The 13,467-nt window shown below is 42.4% G+C and carries 11 protein-coding genes; 5 read left to right on the top strand and 6 right to left on the bottom strand.

Annotated features, from left to right (window positions below; translation table 11 throughout):
- Positions 1–58 precede the first annotated feature (58 nt).
- Positions 59–2,101: a M13 family metallopeptidase gene (locus tag BDI_RS07805; RefSeq protein ID WP_009276336.1), complete on the top strand. Its 2,043-nt coding sequence runs from the start codon at positions 59–61 to the stop codon at positions 2,099–2,101.
- 146 nt (positions 2,102–2,247) lie between these two features.
- The gene (locus tag BDI_RS21335; protein ID WP_009276337.1) at positions 2,248–2,373 is read left to right on the top strand and encodes a hypothetical protein; all 126 of its coding nucleotides are present in this window, start codon (positions 2,248–2,250) and stop codon (positions 2,371–2,373) included.
- A 7-nt stretch (positions 2,374–2,380) separates the two neighbouring features.
- On the opposite strand, the gene BDI_RS07800 is transcribed toward BDI_RS21335, so the two are convergent.
- A complete protein-coding gene (locus BDI_RS07800) occupies positions 2,381–3,250 on the bottom strand; it encodes a helix-turn-helix domain-containing protein (RefSeq protein ID WP_008778253.1) in 870 nt (289 codons plus the stop codon).
- Between the two features lie 195 nt (positions 3,251–3,445).
- Between BDI_RS07800 and BDI_RS07795 the strand changes: the two genes are divergently transcribed.
- On the top strand, positions 3,446–3,667 hold the full coding sequence (locus tag BDI_RS07795; protein ID WP_005855817.1) for a winged helix-turn-helix domain-containing protein: 222 nt from the start codon (positions 3,446–3,448) through the stop codon (positions 3,665–3,667).
- 275 nt (positions 3,668–3,942) lie between these two features.
- On the opposite strand, the gene BDI_RS07790 is transcribed toward BDI_RS07795, so the two are convergent.
- Genes BDI_RS07790 through BDI_RS07780 form a run of 3 tightly spaced genes read right to left on the bottom strand, consistent with a single transcriptional unit; the run spans position 3,943 to position 9,618 of the window.
- Positions 3,943–5,052 (bottom strand): SusE domain-containing protein, encoded by a 1,110-nt coding sequence (locus BDI_RS07790; protein WP_005855818.1) that lies wholly within the window; start codon positions 5,050–5,052, stop codon positions 3,943–3,945.
- Positions 5,053–5,080: 28 nt separating this feature from the next.
- Positions 5,081–6,628: a RagB/SusD family nutrient uptake outer membrane protein gene (locus tag BDI_RS07785; RefSeq protein ID WP_005855819.1), complete on the bottom strand. Its 1,548-nt coding sequence runs from the start codon at positions 6,626–6,628 to the stop codon at positions 5,081–5,083.
- Positions 6,629–6,648: 20 nt separating this feature from the next.
- On the bottom strand, positions 6,649–9,618 hold the full coding sequence (locus tag BDI_RS07780) for a SusC/RagA family TonB-linked outer membrane protein (protein ID WP_011966504.1): 2,970 nt from the start codon (positions 9,616–9,618) through the stop codon (positions 6,649–6,651).
- 200 nt (positions 9,619–9,818) lie between these two features.
- Between BDI_RS07780 and BDI_RS07775 the strand changes: the two genes are divergently transcribed.
- Together BDI_RS07775 and BDI_RS07770 are read left to right on the top strand one after the other, a co-directional pair.
- Positions 9,819–10,832 (top strand): LacI family DNA-binding transcriptional regulator, encoded by a 1,014-nt coding sequence (locus tag BDI_RS07775; RefSeq protein WP_005855821.1) that lies wholly within the window; start codon positions 9,819–9,821, stop codon positions 10,830–10,832.
- Positions 10,833–10,959: 127 nt separating this feature from the next.
- Positions 10,960–12,324, top strand: coding sequence for an MFS transporter (locus tag BDI_RS07770; RefSeq protein WP_005855828.1), 1,365 nt, complete (start codon positions 10,960–10,962; stop codon positions 12,322–12,324).
- A 146-nt stretch (positions 12,325–12,470) separates the two neighbouring features.
- Here the strand turns inward: BDI_RS07770 and BDI_RS07765 are convergent, their stop codons facing one another.
- Both BDI_RS07765 and BDI_RS07755 read right to left on the bottom strand, forming a co-directional pair.
- Positions 12,471–12,665: a hypothetical protein gene (locus tag BDI_RS07765; RefSeq protein WP_005855829.1), complete on the bottom strand. Its 195-nt coding sequence runs from the start codon at positions 12,663–12,665 to the stop codon at positions 12,471–12,473.
- A gap of 393 nt (positions 12,666–13,058) precedes the next feature.
- Positions 13,059–13,460, bottom strand: a complete 402-nt coding sequence (locus tag BDI_RS07755; RefSeq protein WP_005855834.1) for a hypothetical protein — start codon at positions 13,458–13,460, stop codon at positions 13,059–13,061.
- Between the last annotated feature and the right edge of the window lie 7 nt (positions 13,461–13,467).

The following is a 13,467-nucleotide window of genomic DNA, read 5'->3' as shown; positions in this document are numbered from 1 at the left end:
TTTTCTTTTGCGTATTTATCGTATCTTTGTAAGGTTTTAAGGCAAAAGACTAAACAAAATGAGAAAGAGAAAAATGTTTCCGTTTTTAGCGGCTGGGATAGTCGCTTTAGCGAGTTGTAACACTCCTCAGAAAGAGGTAGTGAAGATCGCTGCTATTAATCCTGCGAATATGGATACCACGGTTGCCGCAGGTACGGATTTTTATGAATACGCTTGTGGTGGATGGATTAAGAATAATCCTTTGAAACCGGAATACGCTCGTTTCGGAACTTTCGACCAATTACTAGAGAATAACCAAGAGCAGCTCCGGGTATTGATCGAGGAACTTAGCGCTACGCCCCATGAGGCGGGTAGTGTCGCCGGGAAGATCGGCGCTTTGTATGCGATGGGATTGGATAGCACGAAGTTGAATGCCGATGGAGTGGCTCCTATCAAAGAGGAACTGGCCGCTATCAATGCGCTGGCGACGAAATCGGATGTCTCTAAGATGGTGGCTACGCTTCATAAGGAAGGCATGGCTCCGTTCTTCGCTTTGTTCGTGGACGCTGACGAGAAGAATAGTGCCATGAATATCGTCCAGCTGTATCAGGCTGGTATCGGAATGGGCGATCGGGATTATTATTTGTTGGAAGATGAAGGTTCCGCTAAGATGCGTGACGCTTACAGGGCTTATATAAATAAGTTATTTACGTTGGCCGGCTCAAGCCCGGAACAGGCGGATGCGGCGGTGGATGCCGTGATGAAAATAGAGAAGGCTATCGCTGAGATCTCTTATGGCCGTGAGGATTTGCGTGACTCCCAGAAAAACTATAATAAATTGGCTTACGAGGATTTCAAGCAAATAGAATCCCCGTTGGATTGGGATGTATATTTTGAATCCATGGGATTAGCCGGGCTGAAAGAGTTGGATGCGAAGCAAATCAACTTCTATAAGGATATGAATAAGGCTTTGCAGAATACGACGGTCGATGAGCAAAAATATTATTTGGCGTTTAATTTATTGAGTGCGGCGGCTCCGTACCTAAGTGATGATTTTGTAGACGCTGATTTTGAGTTCTATGGAAAGGTAATGTCCGGAAAGCAGGAACAACAACCTCGTTGGAAGCGTTCGTTGAATACGGTAAACGGTGCGTTGGGCGAGGCTGTCGGCGAGATGTATGTAGAGAAATACTTCCCGGCTTCTTCTAAGGAAAAGATGTTGACGCTAGTGGGGAATTTGCAGACTGCTTTGAGCGAGCGGATCAATGGCTTGGAATGGATGAGCGATACGACTAAGGCGAAAGCGCAAGAGAAATTGGCCGCTTTTACGGTGAAAATAGGTTATCCGGACAAATGGCGTGATTATAGTGGCTTGGAGATCAAGGACGATTCTTATTGGGCGAATGTCCGCCGTTCTAACATCTTCGATATGGCCTATCAATTGGCGGACGTGGATAAGCCGGTCGATAAGTCTCGTTGGCATATGAATCCGCAGACCGTGAACGCTTATTACAATCCGACTACGAATGAGATCTGTTTCCCGGCTGCGATCCTTCAGCCTCCATTCTTTAATCCGGATGCCGATGATGCGGTGAACTATGGCGCTATTGGCGTGGTAATCGGCCATGAGATGACGCATGGATTCGATGATCAGGGACGTAACTACGATAAGGATGGTAATTTGATCGATTGGTGGACTGCCGAGGATGCTGTTCGTTTCAAGGAGCGTGCTGATAAATTGGTTGATCAATATGACCAGATTATCGTAATAGATACGCTTCATGCCAACGGACGTTTTACGTTGGGTGAGAATATCGCCGACCACGGAGGTTTGTTGGTCGCTCACCAAGCTTATTTGAATAGCTTGAAGGGCAAAGAGACTCCGGCCCCGATCGATGGCTTCACGAATGAACAACGTTTCTTCTTGGGATATGCGACGTTGTGGGGACAAAATATCCGTCCCGAGGAGATCCGTCGTCGTACCAAGATCGACCCGCATTCATTGGGAAAATGGCGTGTGAACGCTGCCTTGCGTAATATCGCCCCGTTCTATGCCGCTTTTGACATTAAAGAGGGTGATCCGATGTTTATGGCTCCGGCTGATCGGGTAGTTATCTGGTAACCCAAATACAGAGTTTATATAAATGAGGGAAGTATGTCACGTCAAAAAGGCATACTTCCCTTTTTTCGTTTATCCCGATTTGGCGGTCTGATGCACTTTTCTTATTTTTGTTTGATTAAGAACGTTATACATGAAAATTTTATACCATGCGAAACTATATATCAATCGCCTTACTTTTCTTGGCATCTTCTGTTTTTGCGTATGATCCTCCCACGATGGGATGGAGCTCATGGATGCCCGATATCGATGGTATGGTTTTACTAAAGAAGTGATTGCTGGCTACGTGCTTGAGGGAATTTTCATTCTTCTATATTCTTGAGGTGTCATTCCCGTATGCTGCCTGAAATATTTGTTGAAAAAAGACAGGTTGTTAAAGCCTAAAGAGAAAGCGATCTCTTTTACGGTTAAGTCTGTTGATCTTAATTGTGCCTTGGCATCCATCGTGATAATGGAGGAGATGATTTCCAAAGGAGTAAGTCCGATCGCTTTCTTAATAGTCGTGCAGAAATGAGGTAACGACAAATTTAATTGAGCGGCGTAAAAAGAAACGCTGTGCTCGGTGGTATAATGCTCTACGACAAGTTGGATAAACTTACGGTAAATCTCATTGGTGCGCGTACGGATTCCATTTGTCCAATGGCTATGATTTTTATATAACTCAGCCGTTCCTTGCATGAATATCGTGAGATAAGCGATGACTAGGTTTTTATTTACCATAGAATAAGACGGGGATAAGGATTGCGCACGTATCAATAAACGGTATCCGTCAATATATAATTGAGCTACAGATTCTTCCAGCGGCATGATCGGATGTTCCGTGATAACGGGAAGAAAGCTCATGGTTGATTTAATAAAATTGATGTTTGTCATAAACTCCGAAGAGAATCCGGCGAAATAGAAACGTGCGTCGTCCGATATTTCATGAAACTGGATAAAATTGCTGGGCACTAAGGTCACGAAATCATATTTGTTAATCGTATACTTCGCTAGATTGATAGAAGCCTGCACGGAACCTTCTACACAAAGGAGAAACAAACCTGCCTTTATCTTATGAGGCAGCTTGCTGTATTTGTTTAGCGTCTCTTTTGTGATACGATCTCCGACGATAAAATCGTTCGTGATATCGAATGTGAGCATTTCCTTTTCCATATCTAATCGGTAATTCGTCTCAAATATAGGAATTAATAAATACTTATTATTCAAGATAATAAAAATAGAACATAGAAACGAAAGAATGGATATTGATTCCCTAAAATTTAAGGGCGAACTTTACAAATGACTACTAATCGTAGGAAAGAGGAAACAAAAAGAATATAGTTTGTTTACTAGAAAAATATTTTGATTATGGAAAAAGGAAGAATTGGACTAAACGCAGGAAAAGTGTGGCATGCGCTAAACGAGGTAAATGAAATATCTACGCAAGAGTTAAGCCGTAAATTGTCTTTAAGTATTGAGGACCTAGCCTTGGCTATTGGCTGGTTGGCTAGAGAAAACAATATTTATATCACGAGAAAGAATGGTTTGTTGTATGTCAGCAATGGCATCAAATCCAATATGTACTATTAAAAGGAAACAAAAAAAGGCTATCCATCACGGACAGCCAATCTCAATTGTTAACCTTAAATCTAATACCATGAAAAACACAGTGCAAATATAGAGATTTTATGTTATGTAGCATAATGAATAGTTTGGAAATCTCATTTGCTTAACTTGATTTAACAAAATCATGTTCTAAAACATATCTTTTGAGGCATAATTCATAAACACAAGCGTTACTTTTATCTATTACCACCTTTACTTGACTTTTAAATCAAGTAAAGGATGGTAATTTAAGTAATGCCTTATTCGGCTAGTAGAATGATATGTTTCGTTAAGTCATTAAACTTGATAAAATAGGTACCGGCGGAAACCTTTACATTATCACCTCCGTCAAATTTGGCGAATTGTCCTTGTTTATCGTTCCATAAACTATTGCTGCCACCGAAACTTACGGCCCAGTCATGATCCGCACGTAATTTCAAACCGCCATCGGACGGAATCTCTATTTTCTCGCCGATCCAGATGTGCTTGTCGTAACTAGCCTGTTGTAAATCTAGATCACCACCCCAATCATTGAAGTCTCCAATCAGGGAGATTTGTTTGTATTCGGTTGTCGCTCCGGTATAAGGTTCGATGCTGTATTTGTTACCAGCCAAGTCTAACGTGATCGTATAATAGCCATCCTGCGTGAAGCCTTCGATATTACCGCTACCGCCGTCATTGCTTAATGCTCCGTCGCTGTCGTAACCCCATTGAATGCCCCAATCACCCGGGGTTTGAATGATCTTGAATGCGCTACCGGCTTTTACGAAACCTGTGTAAGTGAATAACATATTATTGACATCGTCATCAGCGAATATACGCATCGATGGGTCGTTATTGTTCCATCCGTTGTCGAATATGTCACCCACAAAATAAACTTGGGTACGGGCGCCACTATATGGAGTGATCGCCATGTTTACCGTGTTCGAATAAAGTTCGGGAACACTGTCGTTAATAAATGCTTTAAGACGGAAGTCCACATTATAAGCTACGGTAGGATTAACCATTCCCAAATTGTTCATGGCATCATTCAGCTCGAATGTCTTGATCAAGACTTTTTCGCCGGAACCGGTAGTTGGCAGCGACTCGAATTTCTCGAATTCAGTTCCTCCTTCACAGACTTGTACGGTATACGTTACACCTGCCGCAAAACCGTAATCCGGTTGTTCACAGGTAAAAATATCGATGATACTACTGGCATTTTCCGGCATTAAAGTATATGAACTGTTATTCGGAGCATTGAGGGTAAAAGATATATTATTACCTTCTGAGTCCTTTAGGTCATTGATAACCGGATCTTTATCGTCCGTGCAGGCAGAAAAAGCACAGATGCCCGCAAACACGATGGATAATATATTGACTTTATTCATAATTGTTACTTATTAATAGGTTTTACGATTAATAACCCGGATTTTGTTTCAAGTTACTGTTTGCCACGAGTTGGGTCGAAGGAATCGGTAACAATGAGAAGTGACTGGAGATTGAAGTACCTCCCGCTGTCTCGCCTTTCCAATCCCAAGTATAATTGGAGGTGAACTTATTGTAGCGGATCAAATCCGTACGGCGTTGCGCCTCAAAATAGAACTCACGGGCCTTCTCATCAAGCACAAAATCCAAAGTAAGATCGGTTGCCGTAATTTCCGTGGCTTTCGCTCTTTTCCGTAGCTGGTTAATAGCGCTTAAAGCGGCTTGTTTATCGCCTCCCGCCCGTATTGTGGCTTCGGCAAAGGTCAGATTAGCCTCGGCTAAACGGAACAATGGGAAATCCATATCCGGGAACTGCTGATTCGGATCGTGACCGATTTGTCCGGATTTCGTGATATTCTTGAATTTAGTTACAGAATAACCTTCTGTAAACTCGGTCGGCTTATTGATCTCGAATGTACGGTCTGTAGTCCAGAAAGAGGCACGTGTATCAGTTGTTTTCGATAAGTCTCCGTCAGAAGCGAACTTTTTCACCAATGCCATGCGGGCACGGTTACCACCCCATGCTTCTTTAGTCCCGAAATCAACCAGTGCGTTCATGTCACCACTGATAAAGCTGGCGATAAAGAACAATCCGGACCAAGAGCGGGTCTGTACGCCATCATAACAAATCGGCAGGATCATCTCGGGAGAGGTGTTGTTATCTGCAAGGAAATTATCTCCATAATTAGGAGCCAGAGAGAAACCGGCGTCCATGACTTTCTTTGAGTATTCAGCGGCGGCAGACCATTGAGGGGTACCTGTATATACTTCTGCGTTCAGATATAAGCGAGAAAGTAGCATCCATACGGCGGCTTGATCGGCACGTCCATATACATTTGCACGGGGAGCCTTCATTTGTGGCTCGATTTCTTTCAACTCTTTCTCTATATAGGTATAGAGATTCGCCCGGGTAATCCGTTCGGGAACATAGGTACCGATACCCGTGTTCTCATCAACGAACGGGACATTGCCATATAAATCAATCAAATAATAATAATCCAAGGCACGGATAAAACGAACTTCAGCACGCTGTGTAAGACTTTCCTCGTCATCCTTGCCCTCTGTCTGTATTAAGAAGTTATTACACTGAGCGATTTGGATGTACAGACGGTTGAACATATTCAATACCACACCGTTCGAGGCGGTAAACTTAGCGAAGTTCAAGGGATATACATCCACGTCGCCAGACCAAGCGCAAATCGCCTCGTCCGTAGGAAGCTCATTCAGGTTGAATAGCATACGCATCAAACCCGACGCTCCCTCATCCGTGTCGGCGATATCTCCTTGTCCGTCGGGACCTTTATTTCCTGTGATGGCTAATCCCGCATAGATCTTGGCGAAATTGGCGTTCTGATCGAACTCTACGTTTAGGTTCGGATCGATAGGCGTAACATCGAGATCACCTAGGCAAGAGGTGAAGTTTACGCTGAAAACCAGCGATAAAGCCGGTATTATATATTTAAAGAATTTCGTATTCATATAGATATCCTGATTTAAAATTAGAAGTTAAGACTTACACCGAGTATACCTACCAATGGGCGAGGATATACGTTCTTATCGATACCGAAGGTCTTATCAGCTGCGTTCGCTACCTCCGGATCCAATCCTTTATATTTCGTGATAACAAAAGGATTCTGTACGGTTCCGTAGATACGTCCGCCCAATACGCCGAATAATTTGTTGAAAGAGTAACCCAACGTGATATTATCGCAGCGTAAGAAGGATGCGTTTTGTACATAATAATCGGACAATACGTTCATGTTCTGGAAATTCGTATCGAAAGCGGATAGCGGACGGTTGGATAGATAGCCTTTATTGTTAATACTACCTTCACTTAATGCCGCATTGGATGAGGCTACATTATTATATACATAGTTCCCGAGGTTGGAACGAAGTGAGAAACTGAAATCCCATGCTTTCCATACCAATTTAGAAGTAAAGCCCATCGTTACATCGGCTGCCGGTTTATGGCAGAAATAACGGTCCTCATCATTGATCACACCATCTCCGTTGCGGTCCACGTATAATCCTTCGATCGGATTACCCTGTTGATCATATACCTGCTCGTATACATAGAATGAGTTCGCCGGGTGATTCACACCTTGTGCCTGTATCATGGTCCCGGTACCACCTTCTACGGTTCCTGTCAATACGATGGATGAGGCGTCATCCTGTGCGGTTAGCTTCGTAATCTCGTTGTTGTTCCAAGCGACATTAAAGCCTAGGTCCCATTTCCAATCAGAGGTTGAGATCGCTTTAGCGTTGATGGAGAACTCAACACCTTGATTTCTCAAAGAACCGATATTGCTGACGATACGGTTCTTGAAGTTTGTTCCGGCCGGTACGTCGATCACATTGATCAAGTCCTTAGTTTCCCTGTAATAATAATCCAAGGATGAAGTGATACGGTTATCTAAGAATCCGAAGTCGAATCCGGCGTTCCAAGTAGTAGTCTCCTCCCATTTCAAGTTCGGGTTGTAACCGTCGGGACGGGCGATAGGAACAAATTGGTCGCCAAATTGATAGTAGGCTCCGTCTTGTCCCGCGAAATAAGTCGCCATATACGGGTAGTCTCCTTGCGAGATATCCTGTTGACCGGTAATACCATAACCCAAGCGTAGTTTTAAATCCGATACAGCGTCCACGTCTTTCATAAAGCCCTCTTCCTTGATCTTCCATCCTAAAGCCACGGAAGGGAACAATCCCCAACGGTTGTCTTTAGAGAAGCGGGAAGTGCCATCGTTACGTAAGGTAGCGGTGATAAGATAGCGATTCATGAATGAATAATTGACACGTCCGAAGAAAGAGATCAAATAACTTTCTGTCTTGAAAATATAAGAAGTCGGGTTATCTCCGTTCAAGTTATTGTATGCGTTCTCTGTGGAACGATGGAAATGTTGCCAAGAGTAACCAGCCATGATATCAAAATGATGCTTTTCATTGAAATCCTTAGCGTATTGCAAATAAAAATCCAATAGGTGATTGTATTTGTCGATTGTCTCATAACCTGTTTTGCCGTTATCCACGTAACCTAATGGAGATTCTTTCGGATAGTAAATGTCTTGCGTACCGGTAGCCATATCCATACCTAAATTCAAGTTCGCACGTAATTCGGGAAGGAAATGGAATTTATAATCAACTTGGATATTACCGACCAAGTTTTTAGAATTAGCCTCTTCTTTTTTCTGTTGAAGCATCGCTACCGGGTTTTTTGTAGCGATTGAGATAAATTCACCGGCATTTTCCCAAGCAAAATAACCTCCGTATTTACTGTTGCCGTTCATGACTGGTTGAGTCGGGTCGAATGCGATTGCCGCTCCGATAGCTCCCGTATCGGCGAAACGATTATTTGAGATCATTCCCTTGGCGTTGAAGTTAATATTTAAATGATCTTCGAAGAAACTGGGAGCTAGGTTTACAGATCCAGTATAACGTTCGAACTTAGAGGTTTTCAATATACCATTTTGGTTTGTATATCCGACGGATACACGATAAGGCATATTATTCAAGCCTCCGGATACCGTGATATTATGATCGGTTCCCACGGCTGTACGGAAGATCTCTTTCTGCCAATCCGTATTTTCTTTTCCTAATAATTTAACGGCGCTTGATTCCGCCCCAAAACGATCCGTTACGAAATTACGATATTCGTCAGCTCCCATAACATCGATTGATTTGGTCTTCGTGCTGATAGAAACGTTTCCATCGTACGTAACCCGTGGGCGGGAGCCTTTTTCACCTTTCTTAGTGGTGATAAGAATCACACCGTTAGAGGCACGCGAACCATAGATCGCTGTGGCGGATGCGTCTTTTAATACGGTGAATGTTGCGATATCGTTCGGGTTGATCGTACTCAACGGGTTGGATACCCCTTTGATACCGTCATTGTCGATCGGAAGTCCATCGATAACGATCAGCGGGTTGTTGCTGGCCGATAAGGAAGAACCACCACGGATGCGGATACTGGCTCCCGAACCCGGAGCTCCACCGTCAGTCGTGATATTTACACCGGCGATTTTACCGTTGATCATATCGGTTGCGGTGGTGGTCAAACCCCGGTTCATCTTATCTGGCTTAATGGCCGTCACGGAACCGGTAGCGTCATCTTTCTTCACCGTACCATAACCGATTACGACAATCTCGTCCAATACTTCCGTATCTTCTTGTAATACGACAATTAAATTACTTTGTCCTTGGTTGATAATGTCTTGTGATTTGTAGCCTATGTAAGAAATACCGATCGTACTTCCTTTAGGCGCCGAAAGCATAAAGTTACCGTCGAAATCGGTAACAGTTCCATTCGTAGTTCCTTTTTCAAGGATACTAGCCCCAATGATGGGTTCACCTTTCGCATCTTTCACGTTGCCTTTGATCGTGACGTCTTGTGCGAAAACATTGCAGGAGAGAAACAATCCTATCAAGATAGATAAGATTACTCTTGCGTCGCAAGAATACATTTTTTGTTTCATGCATTAGACAGTTTAAGATTAATACTCTATTATATTTATTGAATTTTAGCCATAGTATGTGAATGCAAATGTATGTTTATCAAACCTCTCATGTTGTTAAAATGTTTGTCGATACCCCTATAAATTTACGCAAACGTTCTCGCAAACGTTTGCATTGTATGACCTAAATACATATCTTTGATTTTATAAAAAAGAGAACCATGAAAAAGCGTCAAATCACGATAAAGGATATAGCGAAAGCCTTGCATATTTCCCCGTCAACAGTCTCTCGTTCCTTGGCTGATCATCCGGATATCAGCCAAGAAACCAAGAATATAGTGAATGCTTACGCTCGTGAACATAAATATAAGCCCAATGCCTTAGCCTTGAGTTTACGGACAAATAATACGAAAACAATCGGTGTTATTTTACCGCAGATCGTACATTATTTCTTTTCTTCTGTTTTATCCGGTATAGAGGATGAGGCGGAAAAGGGAGGGTATCGTGTTATTATTTGTCAAAGTAATGAGAATTATGAGAAAGAAGTAAAAGGTGCGCAAGCTTTATTGGAAGCACGTGTTTGCGGTGTCTTGGCTTCTGTCGCTAAAACAACGACGATCTACAATCATTTCCAAGAACTAATCGATAGCGATATACCTATGGTGTTTTTTGATCGTATATGCACGGGGATCTTGACAGACCGGGTGGTCGTTGATGATTATGCCGGGGTTTGTTCCGCTGTTGAATACTTGATTCGTAGCGGTTGCCGGCGAATCGCCTTTTTCGGATCTCCTTCTCATTTAGCGATCTCTAATAATCGTAGGATGGGATATGAGGATGCTTTGCGTAAAAATGGATTACCGGTAGATAAAGAGTTAATTAAGATTTGTGATAATTATACCGAGGCGCTTCGGTTGACCCCGGAATTATTGTCGTTGCCCAATCGTCCGGATGCGTTCTTCGCCGTAAATGATGAGACTGCTATAGGGGTGCTGAATGTTGTCAAGGCCAAGGGATTGAGGATACCCGATGAGGTTTCGATTTGTGGGTTTACGAATAATAGCTTAGCGGAAGTTAGTGATCCCCTGCTGACCTCCGTGGATCAACATGGTTATGAGTTGGGAGCTATCGCTATGCGTTTACTGATAGAACGTTTGAATGGCGTGCGTGACGGGGATCGTATCGTGAGCAAGATTATCAAGACAAATCTGGTGGTGAGACAGTCTACCCGTTAAAAAAGTAGCTTCCGAAAACGTTTGCTCTACTTCTTTGCATGAATTTGAATAGGGACGACGTCCTGTTTCGGAATAATTCCGTATGTTTGTCACCAAACAAATAAATACCTTAAAAAACATAATTCTCATGAAAACAAAACCATTTTTGAGTTTTTGGCAAATTTGGAATCTAACTTTCGGTTTCTTGGGCATTCAATTCGGTTTCGCCCTTCAGAACGCAAATTCAAGTAGAATACTTCAAACCTATGGAGCGGATGTAGAGCAACTATCCTTATTTTGGTTAGCGGCTCCGCTGACAGGTATGATCATACAACCTATCATTGGTCATTATTCCGACCAAACATGGTGCCGTTTAGGACGTCGGCGTCCGTTTTTTCTGGTAGGAGCTATCTTTACGACGATTGCCTTGATATTGATGCCGAATGCGGGATTGTTCTTGTCACCCGGTACAGAGACGGCTATTTTATCTCCCGTATTGATTGGTGCGGGTATGTTGATGATCATGGATGCTTCCATCAATGTAACGATGGAGCCTTTCCGTGCCTTGGTAGGGGATATGCTACCCGATGAGCAGCATACGACTGGCTTCTCGATCCAGACTTTCTTGATCGGCATCGGTGCTGTCGTTGGTTCCTTGTTGCCGAGTATTATGAATAAGGTGTTTGGTTTATCTAATACGGCGGTTGCTGGTGAGGTTGCCGATAATGTTAAATTCGCCTTTTATGCCGGTGCGGCGATTTTATTAGCGAGCGTATTATGGACAATTTTTAAGACAAAGGAATATTCCCCAGAAGAGATGGCTGAGTTTCGGCTTTCCGGTGGTGAGGTCATTGAAAAAAGGCGGGATAGCAATGGTTTTATGGAGATCATGCATGATATCTTTCATATGCCTAAAATAATGTTACAGTTAGGTTTATGCCAGTTTTTCGCTTGGTTTGCCTTGTATTCCATGTGGGTTTATTCTACGCCTGCTATCGCTGAACATGTATATGGGGCAACAGATCCTGCTTCCGCCGAATATGCGATGGCTGGCGATAAGGTAGGTGAGTTATTCAGTATCTATAATTTTGTGGCGATGTTATTCGCTTTATTATTGATCCCGATTGCCCGTCATTTAGGTCGGAAAATGACTCATGCCCTCTGTTTATGCCTAGGAGGGGCAGGGTTGGTTTCTCTCTATTTGTTGAATAACACAGGAATGATGGTCTTTTCTATGATTGGCATCGGTATAGCGTGGGCAAGTATATTGGCGATGCCTTATGCTATTCTTTCCGATAGTCTTCCCGCTGATAAGATGGGTACTTATATGGGTATATTTAATTTCTTTATAACGATACCTCAGATCACGAATGGAATCATTCATGGATGGATTGTACGTAATGTTTATCATGGGCATGCCGTGTTCGCTTTGTTAACGGGAGGTGTTTTCTTGTTTTTCGCCGCCGCCGCAGTTAGTCTTGTCAAAGAGAAAAAGTTCAGTAGAAAAGTGTAAGGTATATAAGTCCGGTTTCCTGTTGTCAAGCGTAAAAACGCTATACCCAAGTCAAACAGCAAGTTATTATAATGTAGGTAGAAAAACGTATCTCAGATAATCCCGGGTCACCCCGGGACAACAACAGGAAACCAATGGACTAACTACTAAAAGGCTTCTTCCTCTTCCTTTTGGCGTGATCCTATGACGCGAAGAACTAACATCGCTACCGTAATCACACCGAGGGATCCCATGGTTACGTTTTTAGTAACCTCATTGTCAAATGTTGTAGTTCCGACTAATACCAATACGATAAATGAAACCATCATGATTGCATCAGCCAAATCCTTATTTATTCTCATGATCTTCTTATTTTTTTAGGATTCGATAATTGTTGTATTTTATTATTCTTTTTCCAAGACTTCCTCTTCCGATGACGTCCCGGTACTACTCAGTCCTTTCATTATGCCATATAGACCAACACATAGAGTACCCATAACTACTACTAATTTAATATAGTCGTTAGGGATGATAGAACTGCATGCGAATACACAACCTGCGATTGTTAGAAGAACATAAAGATATATACGTATTTTACCTGATTTATTAGTTGTCATAATTGTAATTTTTAATTGTTTATAATAATGTAAATGGGCAATAACTCCCCGGAAATATTGATTTAATAAATGCAATATTCCTACCGATAAGACATATCAATGACTTACCGAAAGATACAAATATGAAACAATTAAAAACTAAATAATGAGTTTTCGTAGGGCAAAGACATGCTCTCCCATACGACACAGAAGTGTGGATAAATTTATGATCTGATAAGTGGATATATGTTGAGATACTCTATGAAGTTGATTTACTCCTCTCAAACGCATGTCTTGAAGGGATTTCTCCATATTTTTCCATATCCGTATTTCGATAGTGTTGTTTGCCGTTTGTGAAATCCTGCGGGGAGTTAAGCAGTTACTGCTTTTCAGCTCGTTACTTAATACTTCGAAACGACGTTGGGCATCTGCCGTGTTTTTTTCTTTCATAACGGCCTCTTTAGTCGCAGACATAACCTCATCCATACTCTTTGTTCCTTCTTCGGGAGCAAACAGCATGAAGCTAATCAACAGACCTAATATGAATAGAAAATTCTTCATGGCGCAA

It is taken from the genome of Parabacteroides distasonis ATCC 8503, from assembly GCF_000012845.1.
GTDB lineage: Bacteria > Bacteroidota > Bacteroidia > Bacteroidales > Tannerellaceae > Parabacteroides > Parabacteroides distasonis.
Note: the sequence above shows the minus strand (reverse complement) of the source record. Positions and strands in the feature narration are given on the sequence as shown.